This is a genomic window from Enterococcus sp. AZ179, assembly GCF_050498885.1.
GTDB classification, from domain to species: Bacteria; Bacillota; Bacilli; order Lactobacillales; family Enterococcaceae; genus Enterococcus_D; species Enterococcus_D entomosocium.
The window spans coordinates 2,355,205-2,375,518 of sequence record NZ_JBMHEO010000001.1 but is presented as its reverse complement, the minus strand read 5'-3'; the positions used below and the strand labels follow the sequence as shown (position 1 = coordinate 2,375,518).

Here is a 20,314-nt window from a genome sequence, read left to right as displayed (position 1 = left end):
ATAATAAAAGCCCCAAAATTGGGGCTCATATATATTTATCTTGTTTCTGGCGTCGCTGCTAAATTCCATACAATGGTTGTTGTATATGTGTTAGCTTTGGTTTTAGCAGGAATATTTAATGTTGCATTTAGTCTCATAGCGGTATCAAATTCCGTATTTAAAATATCATCATCCGATACAGAAGCAATCAATTGGTCTTCAGTATTTAAATTTTCCGTCGCAAACGCTGAAGCTATACTGATGTTCTCAGTAATCTCAGGAGTAAATTTCAAGCCCATTCCATTGAAATTCCCTTCTTGCAACTTCGCTTTTAAAGTCCAACCCTTGCTACTTGATCCTCGAAAATCTTCAATTGATACAGTTGCAGTATTCTCAGAAAGATCCACATCAGAGCCTGCTATTGTTGTAGACCCAAAGTCTATGTTATCAACATTTGTAAGTGTTAAGTCTCCAGCATTAATAGTTACTTTAGCCGTAGTCTGCTTCTCTTCATCTGCATTAACAACTTGGCTTATGGTAAGCCCTCCGATTACGATAAATCCTAAACTCAGTACTAATAAGTTATTTTTTTTCAATGTATTGCTCTCCATTCCTAATTTTGATATATAGAAAACCTAATAATGCAACCCCGGAAATCATTAATCCTAATAGAGAAAACATTCGGGAATTTCTTTCATTTGTTTTTGGTAAGGCTTTTGCTATATTTTTTGTTTCTGAAGTATCTTCATTACTATCGTTTTCATTTGAATTAGAGTCAGAAAACACTTCTTCATAGATAGTTACTGTTGCCTTACTTTCTTTTTCGTCTGCACTTGCTAAAAGAAATCCTTTATGATTAAAAATTATTAGAATCCCTATAAGCATAATAGTTTTTTTAATCTTAAGGTCCCCCTTTTATACAATGAATTTTAATTTGCATCTGACTCCCCCCACTATATTAAAAATGAAGAATAAATTTTCCACATCTAACTTGTTATCATATTTACTTTTAAAGATCCTATTCTTTAGTTTATTGCTCCAAGTATTTATAAACATCCGTTTTCAAGTATATTAAATAATAAAATATTGGGAGAATGATCGTTAAGCCTACAGCCAAATGCCTCTTTGTAATATGCGAATTTATCTCTAGCACAGTGTTCCAAGATTTCAGATTCGCTATAATAATTATCATCGAAATTAATAAAACTAAGCATATTTTGTAAATACGCATCTAAAATCAACAAATTTTTGATAAGTGTGAATAAGTCTGTACTTTCAGTTTCCTTAATCAAGGAAAAACTCTTATCTTTTATTTTGATATATTCCTCATATAACCGGGGATACTTAGTTTTTGTCTCTTGAGAAAACACTATATTGTGGGAATCAAAATACATTCCATTAATAACCTCAGATAAAATCAAAATTGTTCACATCTTCTTTCGTTCATTAGTTAATACAAACTTTAAATTACGTAATTATTTTTCATTGTTTTTTTGACTAAAATAATTTCTACCTCCTTAGTATGGTTATTAACTCGTTTACTCAAATATTAAAATTCATAACTAGCGTAAATAAATATATCTGAATTTTTACTTGTTATCAGATCAAGAAAGAAAAAATTACAGAAGTTTTTGACCCCTTTAATACATCATCTTTTTTTATATTTTCACCTTTCTATATAAATAAAAAATTCGTATATTTTTCATTTTTTTAGAAATGTAGTAATATAAAAGAAAGCTGTGCTGCTAACAAATGTTAACAGCACAGCTTTCTTTTATATTATAAGCCCCTTATTTACTAAGATTTACATTTTTTTAAACACTTTTTTTCTAGTGTTTCATAATCATTTGATTACGAAACACTTATGAAGCGAACATAGTGATGATCATAAAACAAAATACTTATGGATCTACAACATGTCTTAAATATTTTACAATAAAATAAGTGTTTAATTTACATGAAATACCAGGTACGCAATATTATTCTTTGCTTTGTCTTAGGTAAAAGTAATTTAATCATTTAGATAACTATCTACCAATCACTTGTAAAAAGCTGATATAGTGATATCTGACTGTATTAGACTCTATACTACTAGGTATAAATATTTTCGTTTATAAGATGTACTAGTGGATTCCGTCGTTACTAGCATAAAAGACAAAATTATAAATTTGGTTTCGGATACTCATATATTTCAGCAGTCAAAGTAGAAATGAAAAGAGGCTGAATAAATGGCAATAATAGGGTATGCACGTGTAAGTACAACTTATCAAAATCTTGATTCGCAACTACTAGCTTTACAGAGATTCGGTTGCGAAGAAATATATACTGAAGTTGATAGCGGCAGAAATTCTAACAGAGAAGTCTTGAGCAAGGTGTTAGCCACACTAAAATCAGGAGATACATTTGTAATTTTTAAATTGGATCGTCTATCGAGGGGAACAAAACATCTTTTAGAACTAATGGATTATTTTCAAAAATCAAAGATAAATTTTGTAAGTATTCAGAATAGCATTGATACAAATACCCCTATCGGTAGATTTTTCTTTGTGATTATGGGTGCATTTGCAGAAATGGAAGCTGAACTTATCAGCGAGCGGGTTTGCGCTGGACTAGAGGCTGCTAAAGAAAACGGAAAATCTTTAGGAAGGCCCCCATTGAATAAAAATTATGAGTTAGTCATTGATCTTTACCAGAACACCGATACGTCCATATCTCAAATTGCAAAAAAAGCAGCTATATCCCGAAATACTGTGTATAGATATCTAAAGAAAGAAAATTTAAAGTAACATAAAGTTGTTGAGTTTATTTTGAAAATTAAATAGTAAAAATTTTATTAACTACTTTATGAGAAAGGAAAGATTATGAAAATATTATCTGAGAAAGACTCTCAATTATTACAATTAATAAACATCTTATATTTAAATGGACCAACCTCCTTAGATGAATTAAAATCTGCAATCAATAGTAGTACTTCCAAGTTGATGACGTCCATTAGTTTGCTAAATGACATACTTTCACCTTGTAAAATAATAAATCAAAGCAGTGTTTTTTATTTATTTATTCCCCATGACGCTTCCTATGATTTATGTATTTCAAAAATATTAAATTACAGCTTAGAATGTTCAATCGTTGAGTCTATTTTTTTTGAAAAGCACAAAACTTATCTTTCCTTGGCTGAAGAGTTACACGTCAGTGAATCTACTGTCAAAAGATCTATTAGGCATCTGAATGCATATTTTCCCCATTATAATATTATTATTAAAACAAAACCCTTAAGACTCGAAGGGGACGAAAGAAATATTAGATATTTTTTTATACTATATTTCTCTTCAAAATATAATTTGAACAGCCTGCCTTTTGAAAAAGAGATTACATTTCAATTGGAACAATTTTATAATTTGGGAACGAAGATGTTTAGGAATACAGTTAGCACACAGGACCGTTCAAATTTCACTTTATTTACTTCGATTTCTTATGAGCGTGAAAGAAACGGTCATAAATTATTAGTAAATGACCCTTCAAAAGTAAAATTTCTTTTGAGTACTATTAACTCATTACCGAGAAAATTAACTAAATTAAACAAAATAACTTCTAAAAATGAAATGGATTTTTGGGTTGGTACTTTTTCAATTTTCACTAACAATAACACCCTAAATTCAACATTTTTTAGCTCAAAGAAAGAAAAAGACTATTTTAAGAATACAGGGATTACCCGATTTCTGTTACTATTTTGTACCGTATTCAAAATTGAATTAACAGATAAGGAACTTAGAAATATTTCAAAAGAAATATATGAGATTCTTTTTGGTTTTTTAAAGCCTAGAAATGCTATGAAGCCACTAAATAATCACTATCAAATTTTTTATGAGAGCAACGATTTCTTTATGGATTCTTATAAGGAATTAACCAAAGAGATTTTTTTCAATTGTTTCCCAGGTGATCTACACCACTATTTCGATTTTTTGTTTTTTTCTATTACAACCAATTTTCCGAAATTGTTAGATAATTTTTTCTCGTCTTTTGCCAAAGTTACGATTACTGTTTATATCGATTTCGATTTTGCATTCGCAAAATATATAAAAAGTAAACTTGAGAAAACTATTCCTGGGAGTCTTACGTTTTTCTTGATAGATTCTTCTGATAATTTAAATGATCAGAGCACCTTTGCAGCTACAGATATATTTATAACGAACGTTTTCAGTTATGAACAATTGGAGATAGATAAAGCAAAATTATATCTTGTGTCTTGGCATCTTTCTAGTGCTGATATAGAAAATATAACTACTATGGTTCGCAATATTTATAAAAATAATTACAACCACATAATATCCGACGGAGAAAAAGAACTAGAAATGAACTTCAAATACAACTCGTAGTTGGGGTCTTCTTATGTTGTTGAGTTAAACAATTAAAAACAAGTCGTTTGCATTAGAAAAAGTCGTATAAGTTGGTCCAGAGTGAACTTATCTATAAACCAGCGTACACGATTTTTTCTTTAATTGTTATATTAGCAACACGTTCTAATGTAGGAAAATTTTTAACTGGATACCTTATGAAGTTAAAACTATCTTGAAATGAGTGAGACTTTGATATACATGCGAAAATTTAGGGATTCAATATTGTTTAGTGTTCACAAATCTGTCATTTTCTGAACACTCTAAAAAATTTTTTCTTACAACTATTCTTTTAGATAATAACTACCACTATCCAATAATTGCGTGCGTCTATATTCCTTTGATAGAAAACATCTTATTTCTCTCTCGTTAAAACCAATCACTATCTTTTTTTCATCGATTATAATAGGCAACTTAATCATCGAAGGATTCTTGATAAGTATTTCGATTAAGTATTCTGTAGAACACTCGCTTTCATTAATTTCTAAAGTCTGGAATTTTTTTGTCCGATAATTGATCAAATCATCAAACCCATTTTCAGCACGTACCAATATTTTTTTAAGTTCGTGTACTTCAATAGGATTTTTTTTAGTAATCTTTCGATCGACAAATTGAAGATTGTGATTCTCCAACCATTTCATTGCCGTACGACCCGAGTTGGTATTAGAAAGATAATAAACTTTAATCATATCATCGTCTCTCCTAGAAATTTGTCCCAAATTTATTGAAGTTGATTATAGCATAAAAAAAAGCCAGATCATTAATGATCTGGCTCAGAGAGTTAGAACGAAAGGTTCTAAATGTTAGGATAGACTCAGTCTACCTTCTTTAAGAAAATTGTTCAAGAATAAAACAATACTTCCGGTAGAAACTTCGGTTGAGGACGGTTGTATAGTGCAATAGCTTTTTACAAAAAAATGCAGCCGAAAGTGCAGAGTTTTGCTGCAACTAGTTTTTTCCTTCAATATGATTTAGATAATGAGTTTTTCAACCTGAAACTTTCGCCTTTAAAGCTGATAATATGGGCATGATGGATTAGCCGATCAACAAGAGCAGCTGTTAAGCGAGAATCCATAAATACTCGATTCCATTGACTGAATTCTAAATTAGAGGTAATAATAATGCTCTTTTGCTCATACCAATCTGAAATCAGTTGGAAGAGCAGTTCAGCTCCTTCTTTCGTCAATGGTAAGTACCCCATTTCATCAAGAATAATTAATTCTGTTGTTTCGAATCGATTCTTGAAACTGGCGAGCTGTTGTTTTTTTAAGGCATTCTCTAATTGCTCTACGAGATTGTTTACTCGGAAAAATTTGGTTGAAACACCTTCACGACAGGCTTTTCTCCCTAATGCGATCGCTAGATGTGTTTTCCCTGTACCAGGAGAGCCAACACAAACAATGTTTTCTTGCCTTTTTAGAAAATCAAGAGAGACAAGGGTCTCCTTATCTAGATGGGATGGTAGAAAAATATCTTCGTGCCATTCATAGTTCTTTAGTGATTTTGGTACAGGAAATTTGGCTAGTTTTTCCATCCGTTCTAATTTGATCTGCTGTCTGGTCTCAAGCTCTAAACGGAATAAATCGGTAATAAATTGTTCTGGAGCTTCGAAAGAAGCTCTTGGTAAGTTCGTGATGATATGGCTTAATCGAAGCTTTTTACAATAATCTTCTAGAGTCTGTCCAGTCATTTTTGCGCTCCTCCTGATTTTGTTAATGCATCATAGTTTGACCAATTCACATCAAAGTCAGAGGGGGCATCTTCTTGAACAACTAATTCGTAAAATTGTTCATTAATTTGTTGGATATCATAGGTCGCTAATAAACTTAGTAATTGTTTTATACGTCTGTATTTAAGGTGATTATTATCAATTGCTAGATAATTTTGAAGGCGTGCAGGCAAGTACTTCCAATACCTCGAATAACTAACGACATTCAATTTATTACTCCATTGTTTCAAGATATCACTCCATGGGATCAATCGTTTTTTGTTCATATAGGGGCGATATTCGTTCATTAAGAGTTCTCCATGAGGCGTAAGGACTTTGAATTTATTCCAAGTCAAAACAACGGTCAATTGAGAATATCCATATGCTTTAGGAATATGAATAACAGTTTGATCCAATTTCATTTCGTGATAACGATTTAGTTTAGCTTCCACTTCTTTAAAAATTGGGTAATCCTCTTGTGGAAGAGAATGTAACGCCTTATTTTCTTTCTTCCACAAATCTTCGATTAATTGATGTTTCGAATAATGTGTCCTTTTTCGATCTGTTCTTAATTGTTCTTCAAGTTGCTTATTTAGGGACTCAAAAGAGTCCATGATTGGCGAAGTCGAGAAGAAATTGTATCGGACATAGCCTACTTTATTTTCGACATGTCCTTTTTCGTGCCCACTACGTGGGTTACAGACTTGAACATCACAACCATAATGAATGGTGAAACGTAAAAATTCATCGGTCAGTTGCGCTTCTTCAAATTTTGATTTTGTTTTTTTTACCGCTGGAGTTAAGTTATCTATTCTGATTGTTTTTGGAACGCCGCCGCATTGATTAAATAGTTGTTTTAATGCTTCCAGGAAACACTCTTGGTTTTGAGCTGGCATGGCACTTGCGAACGTCGCATTACTATAGGGAAATGACATGATAAGAAGTTGTATATCTTTCATGTGGTCTTCATGCATGACTTCCATTGTTCCAAAATCGACCTGTGCTTCTCCGATCGGATGATCAAGACGATCGACAGCTTTGTAATTCGTTTCGTCGTACCGCTGTTTTTTCCATTGAGAAATATAGACACAAACTGTTCGATAGGAGCCAGGGAAACCCAAAGGTTTCAATTGTTCATAGATATCTTTGGCAGTTCTACGGAGTTTTCTACGTAAGCGCAGGTCTTCTTCTAGCCAACTACCGATAATTTCTCCCCAGCCATCGTCCATCATGGATTTATTTTTTCGAATAGGATCCGTAAGGAATAGCTGATCACTGTCGGCGTATTTTTTCGCTGTTCGCCAATTGATATTCATTGCTTTTCTTATCTGATCAATTGATTGATCACGATTATTTCTCAAGTGCTTTATCGTTTTAATATCATCCAAAGTTAACAACCTTTCTGTACCTCCATCACTAAGTCATTAAAACTTATGATGGAAGGAAACTAGTTCGCAGTCAAACTGCTGCATAGTTGTGTACTTTCGGCTGCATTAGTGTGTAGTTAAATTCTGCCACAAACAGACGGTTCAAATTTATATAAAAACGGGGAAGAAACAACGTGCTTTCGTATGGCTTTAATTTGATGTATAGGGGCTAAAGCTATGGAAAGTGTTCCCCTTTTTATAGGCATATTTTATTTCGCTTGTTTCATGATTTTTTAATAAATATATTTCTGTCCCTTCCTTCAAATCCATAGAACTCCAATCAACTAGATCAGCCTCCGAGTTCACTTTCTTCTCGATGGAACCAATCTTCTCACCAATATCCTCTTGATTGACAGGGGCATTTGTCGCATATAGTAACTGATCCGAATCCGGAATTTTAGTTAAATTTGCTGCGGTATCTTTGCAGGCTGAAAGTGTAAATAGGAGGATTATGAAACTTAATATGAACAATCCTTTTCTTCGCATAGCAATCATCAACTTTCAATATTTTTTCTGTTTTAAGCTCTTCTAGTGTCGTACCATATATTTTCTGTCGTTTTTTTAGTTTCCTTGTAAGATTTTATTCTGTTTCCAGAGTACTTATCATATACTGTAACCGTGTACTTACTTTCTCTCACATTTCCTCTAATGCGCAATTGGGTCCATCCTTTCGAAATAGACTCAACTAAAACACCTCCTGCCGTGGTTCCAGCGGGCGAATAGGTAACAGACACTGGTCCATATCCAAAAGAGATAGTCGCTGTTGCAGTCCTATTAACATAAACATAGTAATAGGCGATATTTTTTTGTTTGGATATTCCAGGGTGATCGCCAATAACAGCATTTGATTTCAGTATTTTTGTAGAATCTCGCTTATATGAATAAGTGTATCCTCCGGATCTAGCTAAGGAGTTTCCTGTTTCAATGTTAAATTCTTCAGGCAATGGCGATCCATCATTTAATTGACCTTTCTCAAACTCCTCCATTGTGATAACTGGGTTTGATGGTATAACAGACTGATCACTATTATCTCCTTCTTCCAATTGGACTAGGGTACTATCACTTGAGTCTGCCATCGGACTAGAATCAGCACGAACCAACTCACCACCACCTAATAAAACACATGTCCCACAAACAAGGATTAAACCAAACATCAACTTCTTCATCAAAATATACTCCCTTCAAGATTTAAACTTTTGTTTCTCATTTTATTATCTACTATTTTACTGGACTCTTAAAGAAACGAATGGTTTACATGTATGTAAAGTCCTATATTAGCAGCTTTTTTTATATCTATGTAAACTAATCGTTTCCTTTGATATAAAAATATTAGAAAGAATGTTCAACTAATCTATCTGGGAGAAATCCAGTCATTGATTTCAATTTAAATAATCTATTTATATTTAATATAGCATTTTACATATGATCTTTAGTATCTTTTATCGATCACTAATCGGGTAAAATATAAATTAAAAATACTGAAGTCTCACATCAATCGCATTCTTGGCCAACTGGTAACCAACCTCATCAACACCAGAAAAGATTTCTAATGGTGATATATTGTACCTCTTACCATCTTCGAATTCGTAGAAATCTTGATTTGTAAACAAGTTATAGGCTAAAGCAACCAGTCGTTGCCCCCACCAGATAATGTGCCATCAAACCATAGATCACTATTGATTTCTTGTTTAACAAAATTAACCAACGAGCGACGTTGGTTAAATAATCTTTCATCACCAGAAAAGATAAAAACTAAACTACGCCAGTAAGGATCTCGAAGATCTGTAAAGCTCAACTCATCCATCATAAAATTAAACCTGGCAATGTGTTCCTTGTTCAGAAATAACTCACCCATTGTTTTTCCTCCTTTAATTGGTTTTGACCATTCCTTCAGTGATTATTCAAATTTCATTCTGTTGGACCAGGATAAAGTGATCTCTTCCATCGACTTTCTGGTATTCTCGTTGACATGCTTTACATAAGTAATGACCATTAGGATACAAAAAGTCACCTTTCCTTACATAAACTTGTTTTGCTAACTCACCGCAATCACATTGGATCCAACTAGGCGGCCAGTATAAGCGCCGATTGTATGGCGTTATTGGTATTTTCCATTGACCACCGTAACATTTTCTCTCTTCAGCCATTCCTTAGTTCATCTCCTGTCGTTTCTTTGTAATAAATAATATGGATCCATTTTCCAATTTAATTCCTATACGCTCACTATGGTCATCCATTGCTTCAGGGACATCCGTTACGCTTCCTTGACCCTTCATTTCATTCACGAGTCTTTCTAAGGCGTCTTCATAAGATTCATATTTCACTTCCTTGAAGATCATTTGTTGCTTTTCAATGTAAAAGTACCAATATTCCTTTAGAGATCGTCCAGTCAATTTTTCCATACCTTCTGACGTTATCACCAGGGTTTTTCCGAACTTGCGTATCTCGCCTGCAGGAATTCTTTTCGGATACTTCTTAATCATTTGGCGAACATAGCTTTCCTCATAACCCCATTTTCTTGAAGCCTCTGGAGCTGTCATTAGTTCATCACTCATTAAATCATATTTATGAACACTCAAGCGCTCATCCCCCTTAACACGATAAAGTGTATAAATCAATTATACCCTTTATCGTGTTAGACTAAAACCATTTTTTGATACAAGTTGCACACAACTTGCTATGAATTTGTCCATATACAGTCATTCGCTTCGTACCGTCCTTGACTACGCTCTCTTCCTTTGACGCTTTGCTATATGGACAAATTCAGGCAGCTGTTACCACAGCTCCCCTTTATTTAAGAGGAACGCGGGCGACGCCCGCTTTTCCCCCAACAATCTGCGATTGTCGGGTCCCCCTGCGTGTGCTACGCACACTTTTAGGCCGCTTACAGCGGCCCCGTTCCTTTCGATCGAGTTCTCTTCCTTCCTGACCCTTTTCCTTTGGTTGAAACGGCAACGACGTTGCCTTTTATCACAGCTACTCAGTTCAAACAAGGATTAAATACACGAGAGCTGAATCGATCTAAAGATCGTGCAGCTCTTCGTCCTTGTTTTCTCTTCCATCTGTGATTCATTCAACGCATCAAAGGAAAAGACCCTACAGAAAAGACAAACTCTTTCTAAAGGAAGTCCTTTGAAATCGAAAATCATTTATAGGAGGAACAATTTATGGGTTATCACACAGATTTTATAGGGGCTTTTCAGATTGACCGTCCAGTCACTGACGAAATAGCCGAACTGCTAAGAGGTTTAGCAACCACTAGAAGAATGAAAAGGGATAACGAGCAACTCATTCAAAAAGGCTATGGTGATTGTGGCGTGGACGGTGAATTTTTCTGCGTCGACGACGGTCGATACGGACAAGAATGCGAATTAGATACCGTTCTCGATTATAATCAACCACCATCTACGCAACCTGGACTTTGGTGCCAATGGCTGCTAGCTGAGGACAATCAAACGCTTGAGTGGGATACAAATGAAAAGTTTTATTGTTATATTGAATGGATACAATACCTAATTGAACGAATTCTAAAGCCAAATAATTACGTAGTAAACGGAGCAGTAGCTTATCGTGGAGAAGAATTTAGCGATTTTGGCTATTTAGAAGTTGTAGACAATCAAGTAATTGATCACTTTCAAGAATGGAGTGATCTCATTGGCTAATTTTTGCGATTTTAATTTGAGAATTACTGGTAGCGAACAATCAATCAAGAAGCTATTACAACTTATGCAGGTACCACAATCAAGATCAAATACAGGGGCATCAATTTCCATAGCTAGTAACTTTTACAGAACTTATGAAGCGCTATTGTACCTTTCAGACGAAACAAACCTATGGATTGACGGGTACTGCGCTTGGAGTGTTCAGTTATGTTTCATCGACGATCATTCAAACTGGGCGATAAACCTTGTCTCAATATCAAAAGAATTGAATCTCGAAATCACCATTAAGTCATTGGAACTAGGGTGTGGGTTTTCTGAGTATTATGTGATTAAAAATGGAGAAGTCGTTACAGATACCTGTAAAGAGATTGACTATTATTATTTTTATGACGAAGACGACGAGTTTATAGAAGAACGAGAATCGGAATATGAGTCCTTTCTGAACATTGATTAAAAAAAGCAACAAGAAGTGTGTCACCAAATGACTCATTTCTTGTTGCTTTTTTGGAGACAAATTGCTGGCGCAATTTGTAGTGAATTTGTCCATATACAGTCATTGGCTTCGGACCGTCTTCGACTGCGCTCTCTTCCTTTGACGCTACGCTATATAGACAAATTCAGCCAGCTGTTACCACAGCTGACGTTTATTAATGAGGAACGCGGGCGACGCCCGCTTTTCCCCCACCGATCGACGATCGTCGGGTCCCCCTGGCGTGTGCTACGCACACTTTCCGGCCGTTTCCAACGGCCTCTCAGGCTGACGCCTTCGCTTTAGCACTCCTACGTCGCGCACCGACCTTCCAGGTCTCCACCTTTCATCGATTCAATTTTTCTTTGAGAAGAACGGCTCCGCTGTCGCCTTATATCATACCTTCCATTCAATCGACAAGGGTAAATGCACAACAGTTGGATCCAGCTGAAGCTGGTCCATCTGTAAGCCCTTGTCGCTCATTCCAGGTATGATCCATCTTCTGCATCAAAGAAAAATACATCAAATCAATGAAAGGCAAAAACCTTTCTGAAGGAGGCACTCTCATGCGAGACAATAAAATTCAAGGATATTTGGAACTTTCCATGCAAGCAGACAATTACTTAAGGAGCTTGTCCATCAATCATTATTTAGATTTACCACTTTACGAAATATCCCATGTCATATCAGGCGCTCAACTCTTTGATTTATTAAGAAAGCGGGGCTTGATTATTTCTCCAAACTGGCTCTACCAAGTTCCCTTCCACGCTTCATTTGAAGAAATAATTGAAGGTAGAAAGGTTTATGACAAGTGCAATTCTAACACGCATTGGTTGGACTATCTGCTTGAAAAACATATAAATGACAAAGATTCATTGGATACCCCATTTATGCTCGATTCACACAAAACTAGCATCAATTCTTTGTTGGCATTCTATACTATTGGAAAACCAGGTAGTAAAAATCTTGACGAAACCCCGTTATACGTTCTTTTCACTGCATTAAGAGCAATTATCGCTAAACGATTAATCAAAGAGAATATCCGCGATATTCGACACTCAAGAAGTCCACTGAATGACGTCAAGGTATATTTTTGAGAATAAGACAAGGAACCTTTCAGATTGTATTACCACGTAATTACGTGGTATACTTTCTGTAAAAGGAGGAATGCTTTATGACTTCTACAAAAACCAGAAAACAAGGAAATTCTCTTGTCATTACAATTCCTGCAAAGCTAGGACTTAAAGAAGGTGAAGAATTTCTAATTATCAGAAAAGAAAACGGAACGGTCGCTCTCATTCCCAAAGTTGAAGATTTTTTTGAAACTGCCAAAGAAGGTGAGTTCTCTCTTCCTGAATTAGCGATCGATTACACGCCGCAGGGAGGCGAACTGAATGAATTATAAGCCACGCCAACGTGACATTGTTATTCTTGATTTTGAGCCCTCAAAAGGCTATGAAGTCAAGAAACGACGTCCTGCATTAGTTTTAAGCAAAGATACGTATAACTCTGCAACGAATTTGATTATCGTTTGTCCAATCACAACAAGTGACAAAGAGCGTCCTTTTCTTGTTCCTATTCAGAGTGATAAGCTCAAATCAAATGATTCGAAGCCAAGTAAAGTAAACACACTACAAGTATTTTCACTTGATTACACCCAAGCAGCCAACCGAAACGTTAAGTACGTCGATACCCTTGACGAAGAACTATTCTTTGATATTGCGCAAAGATTTCTCAAAAACTTTTCCTTTCCTCTTTAGCCATTCTAGGTAATAGAATGGTTATTTTTTTGTCCTTTCAGGAGACAAATTGCTGGCGCAATTTGTAGTGAATTTGTCCATATACAGTCATTCGCTCCGTACCGTCTTCGACTGCGCTCTCTTCCTTTGACGCTACGCTATATGGACAAATTCAGCCAGCTGTTATCACAGCTGACGTTTATTAAAGAGGAACGCGGGCGACGCCCGCTTTTCCCCCACCGATCGACGATCGTCGGGTCCCCCTAGCGTGTGCTACGCACACTTCCCGGCCGTTTCCAACGGCCTCTCAGGCTATCGCCTTCACCTTAGCGCTCCTACGTCGCGCCCCCCCCACAGAACGGGATCTCTGCCTTCCATTTATTTTTTCTTTTGAAAAGAACGGCGGTTCCACCGCCTTCTATCACACCTTCCATTCAACCAACAAGGGTAAATACACAACAGCTGGATCCAGCTGAAGCTGGTCCATCTGTAAGCCCTTGTTGCTCACTCCAGGAGTGATCCATCTTTTCTGTCAAAAGAAAATATAAAAAAAGAAAGGCAAACCCTTTCTGTAGGAGGTCAAACCATGCCACAAACGTATTATGAAGAATTTTCACGGTTGCCTAAAGACAAAATGGCGCAAAAAATGGAGGATATGACGTTCGCTTATAACGAAACACGTGTCCCTAAAAAGCACTATAAAAAATTATTGGATATGGCCCAAGAAGAAATGATTGAAAGCAGTGTTGAGCTTAATCTGATTGACACTTACTATCGAACGATTGAACAGCTAAAGAAGGCAAACCCGAAATGGCTATTTCAAGCTTTAGTGTGTATTGATAAAGGAATCAAACCTAGCACGATTAAGCCAGATGAGTATCAAGCGTTAGAACTTACATGGCAAAGATTTAATGACGACAAGAAAGCAAAAACAACGGATAGCCAATGGTTGGACTATTTTGAAACAATAAAAGTAAACGGAGCTTTCTACTCATTCACCGAAAGAGAGGACGACTAAAATGAACTTGACTAATTGTTTCATCCTAGAAATCATGGACAATGAACTACTTTCTTCCTTAACAGATTCTCCCAATCTTGAAAAATACGAAACCGGTCATGACATTCTTGAAGTCCAAAATAAAGCCTTTGCTCTCCAAGTTTGGGTAAACAAAATGTATGGTCCGGCTGAAGTCGAATGCAACTTCGGTAAAAAAGTGAATGTTAATGCTCAAACAGGTGAATATGAATTTGATTATCTGGCTAGTGCCGATTTTGTTGAAGCTTGTAAAGATATCCCGCCTATGGCGGTTGCTTTAGGATTCTTTCTCAGCTTTTTAACACATTACGAAGGAGTGTAAAACCATGAAAAACGAACAAAAACAACGATACAAAAAAGAAGCAATCAAGCGTATGAAAGCCCTCGGTATCATTGACGATACGATTCAACAATTCGAACAAGCTGACTTGGTTTCCTATTCTTTACGTGGAGGAAATTATTGGCTAGATAATAGCTTTAAGCAATTGGTCGCAGAGTTTGAAGAAAAGCACGACTACCTCGTGTATTACGCTATTTTAAGCCACACAGACATCGGCAGAATGCTTTCTCTCTTCTATGTTTCAAACCGAGAAGAAGAATGGTCCGGCGATTGGAAAGAACTCAATGAAGGCTTTCAAATGTCCTATGTTTTCAATTTGGATATTCCCGAATACTCAGAATTTGGACTCATTGGTTTCAAACCAATATTTGGTGGCTTGATTCGAACTGCGTAAAAAGCAAACAAGAATAGGGAAACCTATTCTTGCCTGCTTTTTGGAAACAAATTGCTGGCGCAATTTGTAGTGAATTTGTCCATATGCAGTCATTCGCTTCGTATCATCTTCGACTGCGCTCTCTTCCTTTGACGCTTCGCTATATGGACAAATTCAGCCAGCTGTTGCCACAGCTGACGTTTATTAAAGAGGAACGCGGGCGCCGCCCGCTTTTCCCCCACCGATCGCCGATCGTCGGGTCCCCCTGGCGTGTGCTGCGCACACTTTCCGGCCGTTTCCAACGGCCTCTCAGGCTTTCGCCTTCACTTTAGCGCTCCTACGTCGCGCACCGACCTTCCAGGTCTCCACCTTTCATCGATTCAATTTTTCTTTGAGAAGAACGGCGGTTCCACCGCCTTTTACCATACCTTCCATTCAACCGACAAGGGTAAATACACAACATCTGGATCCAGCTAAAGCTGGTCCATCTGTATGCCCTTGTCGCTCATTCCAGGTATGATCCATCTTCTGCATCAAAGAAAAATACATCAAATCAATGAAAGGCAAAAACCTTTCTGAAGGAGGTCAATTTATGAACAAAAAGAATGAAATCATCAATAAGCTGCAATCGATCACAGGAAAGAATTCAATTGGTGGGGTATTTAACGACTGGATCCACCTTATGGCCTATACGTTGTCAAATACACTTGATCGTAAGCACCAGAAAGAACGAGAGGCCTTATATCTTCAGACAATAGCCAAGTACACAACGGTACAAGCTGTAACCTTCAGTGAATGCCTTGACCTTCTAGTCAATGCTATGGAATCAGAAACCATTGACTGGTTAGGAGAAATTTACATGGAGCTTAGTTTGGCCAATAAAACGATGGGCCAGTGTTTTACACCAAATCATGTGGCTAGACTGATGGCAGAACTCAGCCTACCTTCAATAATAGCCGAGATTGAAGAGAAGGGCCGCATTCATTATTATGAACCTTGTTGCGGATCGGGATCCATGATAATCGCATTAGCCTCAGCTTTGAAAGATAAAGAGTACAACAGTCAGACAAAACTAACCATCCATTGTGAAGATTTGGATCAAACGTGCCTATTAATGTGTTACGTTCAACTGTCTATTCTTGGGATCAAAGCGAAATGCCAGGTAAAGAACACACTGACAAATGAGGTTTATTCAACCTAGCATACTCCTTTTTCAATCCTTTTTGGCCGAACTATTTAACCCAAACTGCTGGTAAGTTATACTAAAAGGGAAGAATCTATAGCCACGTAAATCCAATACTTATTCTAAAGGAGAAATCAAAATGGATGAAACAACGGTATACACCTGCAAATATTGCGGAACGCCCCTAACAAGCCATTTGATGTGCGACTTTTGTCAAATGGGGTTTTCCCCTTCAGAAGTTTCTACAGATCACAGGAGAGCCTCTCAAATTCCGGAAGAACTGCCCATCCTCGAAAACGAGAATGAGGTATTACAACGTGGGACGCTGGATTTGATGCAAGAAAAGACCCTAACGTTATACTATCTGTTAAAAATCGCACGAAAAGCCAAGGATACGGCTTTTCGCGCGAATGAAGATCAAAAGCTGGATCACCTTGTCAAAAAAATTTATGTGATTGAGAATCTGATTTTTGAACGAGAAGGCACCTATCCCAAATCAATGCAAGACTCTGTTTTAAAGAAAAAACGCACGGAACTGATCGACTTTCAAAGTTTTTTAGAAGGCAAAGATCGCATGGTTATGAAAGAATTTCAGCGAAAAAAGTAGTATCCTAAGCAGGATACTACTTTTTTGTTTTATCTAAAATGATGAACTAGTATTATTTTTTATAGATAATGCTTCTGTGACCAATCGAAAATATTTCTATCACTATGTCAGATTCATTTATATTTGCTAGTATCCGGTAATTCCCTATACGATAGCGCCATTCACCACTTCTATTTCCAACAAGTCCTTTTCCGTATTGACGTGGATTAGTTGTTCCTTCTAAGTTTTTTCTGATCCAAGCAACTATAATTATTGCTTGGTTTCGGTCCATTTTTTTTAGTTGCTTTTGTGCCTGTGGCATATATAAAACCCTATACTTCATCCAACAATTTCTCCATGGCAGATTGAGAAATACCGACCTCTTCTTTCTCCTTAGAAAGAGCCATTGCATCTTTCAATTGTTTTAAATCAAGCTCATCTTCAATTTTATCAAGTACTGCGGTTCTGTATAGCTCCGTTAATGACGAGTTATGCGCTTTTGCATATTCAGCTACCAACGCTTTTTCATCATCCGGTATTCTAAAAGTAATCGTTGATTGGGACATAGATAGGACCTCCTATTTTTCTTTTGTAATTACATTGTACTAACTAAAACACCTTTTGTCTATACGTTGTTAGTACTTTTTTTAGAACGGTAAGCCGTTTGGATCTACAAGAATTGATTCATATTCACTTTCAAAGGCACTGTAACTGCAGTCTTTAAGTAACTCATCTGCTGGGTGAGATTTCCAGCCTGACGCTGTCTTCGCGTTTCTACGACGTCTTTCTTGATATTGATTTTATTGCATGTTCCATAGAAAGTCTGAACTGTTAGATCATTGTCCATCCCATATAAAACCCGTTTTTAGAAAGGGTTTCAAAATATTAATAGCCTTCTTGTATCATTTTTACAACTGTTTTTTGTTTCCGCCTCTCTAAACAAACTAAGCGGCAATCCATCAGATTCTTATGCAGCGAACACTATCTGAGTAAATCGATGTCTAGCTCAAAGAAGGGGAGCATGAACATCCGTACGAAATAGTGCGGTAATAAATTAATATGAGTATTTTCTTGATTAAGACCTGTAAATTTTAAGTACACTTAAATTTTATATAGAAATGCTGTTAAATAAGATTTTCTACATGCAATCTATACATATAAACTAACTATTGATAAATTTTGTTCGGATTCCTACCGCACATTTTCATTTGGATGTTCCATATACCATTTTTCCGCCATATTCCTTAGTCATCTCGATACAGCACCTAAAATTAAAACAGGCGAATAATTTTCACCCATCTATTCCATTCAATAGTAATCTTTAATTTCAAGTACTTAAATACTTTTTTGAAAATGCCTCAATTCTCTGTATTCAGTAATCTTATGTTTTATTGGTAAAGAATCAAAGATAAGTTGCTTGTGTTTGTAGTTAAGAGAATTCAATCTTGAGTCCAAAATTGTTAGCGAACCAACATCTTCCATTGATCTAATTAGGCGTCCACTCCCTTGTTTCAACTTCGTAATCATTTCCGGCAGCAAAACTTTATCAGAGTTATTATCTAATTTCTTAATTTTATAATCAATTATAGGATCTGGTACAGGGAATGGTAGGCGTACTATAACAACATTGGTCAATAAATCCCCTTTCAAATCAATCCCTTCCCAAAATACGCCTGTACCTAAAATAACTCCACCAGTACTTTTAAACTTCTCTAAAATTTCTTTTTGACTCAAAATACCGCCATCCTCATAGACCGGACCTGAGACCTTTTTCTTTAATATTGCTCCAACATTTTTCAAGTCTTCTTTAGCTGTAAATAGAACTAAGTTACCACCAGTATTATTTTCGATCGTTCCTTTTAAAAGATTAGCAATTGAAATAAAATATTTTTCATCCCTCAATGAGTAATCAGGCAGTGATTTAGGAATAAAAAGTCTACTATTTTCATACTTGAATGGAGAATGACGAACTTCATCAGTTTCTCCAGAAAAACCAATATTTTTTACAATATATTCATATGAATCTCTATTTTCGTTTTTTACAGTTATAGTAGCTGATAAACCCACCGTAGGATATCTTTTATCAAAAATTATTTGTTTTAATACTTGATCAATTTTTTTAGGACAATAGCTTATTACTGCATTTTTATTTTTTGAACTCATAGCGCCCCACAACAAATTTCTAGTCGATATTTCTCCATAACTTTTGAAAAACTCAATTAACTCTTTAAATTTTTCACATAACTCTTCATAGAGATTATCCAAACGATCATTTGACTTTATTGTGACAGCAATATCTGCATTTTCCATACATTTTTCTATATTGTGAATTACTCTGGAACATTGCTCTTTATCTCCACTATCAACAAAGAGACGATCAAAATTCCCTTCATAATCTTTCTTACTTATTTCAGAAATCAGATTTTGTGTAATCTCTTCAAAAATTGTAAAAACTTCATTAAAGCAAGCTTCTCCATCTTTTATAGACATTGTACTTTCTGAAGTCTGATTAATAAGATATTTATAATCTATTAAAATAGAACTAATAAATTGTTTGTTCATCTCTTTTGTGAGAGCATTTCTTGTCTTTTCTTCAATATTGTGAATCTCATCAATAACCATTAAACAAGGTTCCGGATATAGTATACCTCTCCCAGTCCTATTCATTTTGAAAAGGTGACTAATTAATAAGTCTTGATTAACAACAATTACTTTTGGAATACTCCTCGAAAAATATTTCTCTTGACGATTTCCTGCTTTCAACTCATTTCGTGTTTGATAAAAATAGCAATCTAACCTAAGTTGGCATGAACTGTATCCGCACCCATCAACATTTATGTTGTCCCAGTCCTTAATCTTTAATGTTTTGGGATTTTGTTTATCTACTCCACTCCCTATACTATCAATGAACGTTTTATAATCTTCATGAGAATCACCATAAATCTTACTATAATAATTTGAAGCTCTTTTAAGGCAGGGATAATTTTTTTGACCTTTTCCGATCACCTTGTCCACTTCCGTATTCAAAATTTTTCCTGCTAAATCAATATCCTGAGATAATTGTTCAGTTAGTTGTATTGACGAAGTAGCCACTACTATAGGTTTTCTTGTTAATCCCGATAGTAATATGCCAGGAATCAAGTATGATAATGATTTCCCTATACCAACTCCAGCCTCAAGTAACAAATTATTTTGGTCTTTATATGATTCAATAATATTTAACATCATATCTTCTTGCGCTTCTCTTTGTTCAAATCCCCATGTTGGAATCTCATCAATAACATTAAATATTGTTTCAGTTACATCATCAGCTATTACATCTCTCAATAAAACATCCCTCCGTTCTTTTGTAATCTAGTATATCACAAATAAAGAACGTACGTTCTTCGTTTGTTGCTCATTTAAAAAAATGAACAAA

The 20,314-nt window shown here is 35.7% G+C and carries 25 protein-coding genes; 12 read left to right on the top strand and 13 right to left on the bottom strand.

Features of this window, described 5'->3' with window-relative positions:
- Window positions 1-35 precede the first annotated feature (35 nt).
- From IGI88_RS11230 to IGI88_RS11220, 3 genes are all read right to left on the bottom strand, one after another.
- The gene (locus IGI88_RS11230; protein ID WP_429960510.1) at window positions 36-575 is read right to left on the bottom strand and encodes a WxL domain-containing protein; all 540 of its coding nucleotides are present in this window, start codon (window positions 573-575) and stop codon (window positions 36-38) included.
- Window positions 562-864, bottom strand: coding sequence for an LPXTG cell wall anchor domain-containing protein (locus IGI88_RS11225; protein WP_429960509.1), 303 nt, complete (start codon window positions 862-864; stop codon window positions 562-564). The genes IGI88_RS11230 and IGI88_RS11225 overlap by 14 nt, the downstream gene beginning before the upstream one ends.
- 161 nt (window positions 865-1,025) lie before the next feature.
- On the bottom strand, window positions 1,026-1,400 hold the full coding sequence (locus tag IGI88_RS11220; RefSeq protein WP_429969531.1) for a DUF7006 family protein: 375 nt from the start codon (window positions 1,398-1,400) through the stop codon (window positions 1,026-1,028).
- An 807-nt stretch (window positions 1,401-2,207) separates the two neighbouring features.
- Here IGI88_RS11220 and IGI88_RS11215 point away from each other — a divergent pair.
- Window positions 2,208-2,765, top strand: a complete 558-nt coding sequence (locus IGI88_RS11215) for a recombinase family protein (RefSeq protein WP_429960508.1) — start codon at window positions 2,208-2,210, stop codon at window positions 2,763-2,765.
- Window positions 2,766-2,840: 75 nt separating this feature from the next.
- Window positions 2,841-4,355 (top strand): helix-turn-helix domain-containing protein, encoded by a 1,515-nt coding sequence (locus IGI88_RS11210; RefSeq protein ID WP_429960507.1) that lies wholly within the window; start codon window positions 2,841-2,843, stop codon window positions 4,353-4,355.
- 302 nt (window positions 4,356-4,657) lie between these two features.
- On the opposite strand, the gene IGI88_RS11205 is transcribed toward IGI88_RS11210, so the two are convergent.
- The 7 genes from IGI88_RS11205 to IGI88_RS11175 form a co-directional block, all read right to left on the bottom strand.
- Window positions 4,658-5,062, bottom strand: a complete 405-nt coding sequence (locus IGI88_RS11205; protein ID WP_429960506.1) for a Spx/MgsR family RNA polymerase-binding regulatory protein — start codon at window positions 5,060-5,062, stop codon at window positions 4,658-4,660.
- Between the two features lie 272 nt (window positions 5,063-5,334).
- Entirely contained in the window at window positions 5,335-6,063 is a 729-nt protein-coding gene (gene istB, locus IGI88_RS11200) for an IS21-like element helper ATPase IstB (RefSeq protein WP_429960505.1), read from the bottom strand.
- Window positions 6,060-7,469: an IS21 family transposase gene (gene istA, locus IGI88_RS11195; RefSeq protein ID WP_429960848.1), complete on the bottom strand. Its 1,410-nt coding sequence runs from the start codon at window positions 7,467-7,469 to the stop codon at window positions 6,060-6,062. The genes istB and istA overlap by 4 nt, the downstream gene beginning before the upstream one ends.
- A 557-nt stretch (window positions 7,470-8,026) precedes the next feature.
- The gene (locus IGI88_RS11190) at window positions 8,027-8,674 is read right to left on the bottom strand and encodes a hypothetical protein (protein WP_429960504.1); all 648 of its coding nucleotides are present in this window, start codon (window positions 8,672-8,674) and stop codon (window positions 8,027-8,029) included.
- A 452-nt stretch (window positions 8,675-9,126) separates the two neighbouring features.
- Window positions 9,127-9,363: a DUF6075 family protein gene (locus IGI88_RS11185; RefSeq protein WP_429960503.1), complete on the bottom strand. Its 237-nt coding sequence runs from the start codon at window positions 9,361-9,363 to the stop codon at window positions 9,127-9,129.
- Window positions 9,364-9,409: 46 nt separating this feature from the next.
- Entirely contained in the window at window positions 9,410-9,655 is a 246-nt protein-coding gene (locus IGI88_RS11180) for a hypothetical protein (RefSeq protein WP_429960502.1), read from the bottom strand.
- Between the two features lie 3 nt (window positions 9,656-9,658).
- The gene (locus tag IGI88_RS11175) at window positions 9,659-10,087 is read right to left on the bottom strand and encodes a helix-turn-helix domain-containing protein (RefSeq protein WP_429960501.1); all 429 of its coding nucleotides are present in this window, start codon (window positions 10,085-10,087) and stop codon (window positions 9,659-9,661) included.
- Window positions 10,088-10,675: 588 nt separating this feature from the next.
- Here IGI88_RS11175 and IGI88_RS11170 point away from each other — a divergent pair.
- The 10 genes from IGI88_RS11170 (at window position 10,676) to IGI88_RS11125 (ending at window position 16,917) form a co-directional block, all read left to right on the top strand.
- On the top strand, window positions 10,676-11,170 hold the full coding sequence (locus IGI88_RS11170; RefSeq protein ID WP_429960500.1) for a hypothetical protein: 495 nt from the start codon (window positions 10,676-10,678) through the stop codon (window positions 11,168-11,170).
- On the top strand, window positions 11,163-11,624 hold the full coding sequence (locus tag IGI88_RS11165; protein ID WP_429960499.1) for a hypothetical protein: 462 nt from the start codon (window positions 11,163-11,165) through the stop codon (window positions 11,622-11,624). The genes IGI88_RS11170 and IGI88_RS11165 overlap by 8 nt, the downstream gene beginning before the upstream one ends.
- Before the next feature lie 581 nt (window positions 11,625-12,205).
- Window positions 12,206-12,736 (top strand): hypothetical protein, encoded by a 531-nt coding sequence (locus IGI88_RS11160; RefSeq protein ID WP_429960498.1) that lies wholly within the window; start codon window positions 12,206-12,208, stop codon window positions 12,734-12,736.
- Window positions 12,737-12,813: 77 nt separating this feature from the next.
- The gene (gene mazE / locus IGI88_RS11155) at window positions 12,814-13,044 is read left to right on the top strand and encodes a type II toxin-antitoxin system PemI/MazE family antitoxin (protein ID WP_016619898.1); all 231 of its coding nucleotides are present in this window, start codon (window positions 12,814-12,816) and stop codon (window positions 13,042-13,044) included.
- Window positions 13,034-13,399: a type II toxin-antitoxin system PemK/MazF family toxin gene (locus IGI88_RS11150; protein WP_016609834.1), complete on the top strand. Its 366-nt coding sequence runs from the start codon at window positions 13,034-13,036 to the stop codon at window positions 13,397-13,399. The genes mazE and IGI88_RS11150 overlap by 11 nt, the downstream gene beginning before the upstream one ends.
- A gap of 565 nt (window positions 13,400-13,964) precedes the next feature.
- Window positions 13,965-14,396, top strand: coding sequence for a hypothetical protein (locus IGI88_RS11145; protein WP_429960497.1), 432 nt, complete (start codon window positions 13,965-13,967; stop codon window positions 14,394-14,396).
- A 1-nt stretch (window position 14,397) separates the two neighbouring features.
- Window positions 14,398-14,736, top strand: a complete 339-nt coding sequence (locus IGI88_RS11140) for a hypothetical protein (protein ID WP_429960496.1) — start codon at window positions 14,398-14,400, stop codon at window positions 14,734-14,736.
- A 4-nt stretch (window positions 14,737-14,740) separates the two neighbouring features.
- Window positions 14,741-15,148, top strand: a complete 408-nt coding sequence (locus IGI88_RS11135; protein WP_086333064.1) for a hypothetical protein — start codon at window positions 14,741-14,743, stop codon at window positions 15,146-15,148.
- 571 nt (window positions 15,149-15,719) lie between these two features.
- Entirely contained in the window at window positions 15,720-16,328 is a 609-nt protein-coding gene (locus tag IGI88_RS11130) for an N-6 DNA methylase (protein WP_429960495.1), read from the top strand.
- A gap of 121 nt (window positions 16,329-16,449) precedes the next feature.
- Window positions 16,450-16,917: a hypothetical protein gene (locus IGI88_RS11125; protein WP_429960494.1), complete on the top strand. Its 468-nt coding sequence runs from the start codon at window positions 16,450-16,452 to the stop codon at window positions 16,915-16,917.
- Window positions 16,918-16,969: 52 nt separating this feature from the next.
- Here IGI88_RS11125 and IGI88_RS11120 read toward each other — a convergent pair whose 3' ends face one another.
- From IGI88_RS11120 to IGI88_RS11110, 3 genes are all read right to left on the bottom strand, one after another.
- The gene (locus IGI88_RS11120; protein ID WP_429960493.1) at window positions 16,970-17,239 is read right to left on the bottom strand and encodes a type II toxin-antitoxin system RelE family toxin; all 270 of its coding nucleotides are present in this window, start codon (window positions 17,237-17,239) and stop codon (window positions 16,970-16,972) included.
- The gene (gene relB, locus IGI88_RS11115; RefSeq protein ID WP_429960492.1) at window positions 17,229-17,462 is read right to left on the bottom strand and encodes a type II toxin-antitoxin system RelB family antitoxin; all 234 of its coding nucleotides are present in this window, start codon (window positions 17,460-17,462) and stop codon (window positions 17,229-17,231) included. The genes IGI88_RS11120 and relB overlap by 11 nt, the downstream gene beginning before the upstream one ends.
- Before the next feature lie 769 nt (window positions 17,463-18,231).
- Window positions 18,232-20,223: an ATP-dependent DNA helicase gene (locus IGI88_RS11110; RefSeq protein ID WP_429960491.1), complete on the bottom strand. Its 1,992-nt coding sequence runs from the start codon at window positions 20,221-20,223 to the stop codon at window positions 18,232-18,234.
- Window positions 20,224-20,314 lie beyond the last annotated feature (91 nt).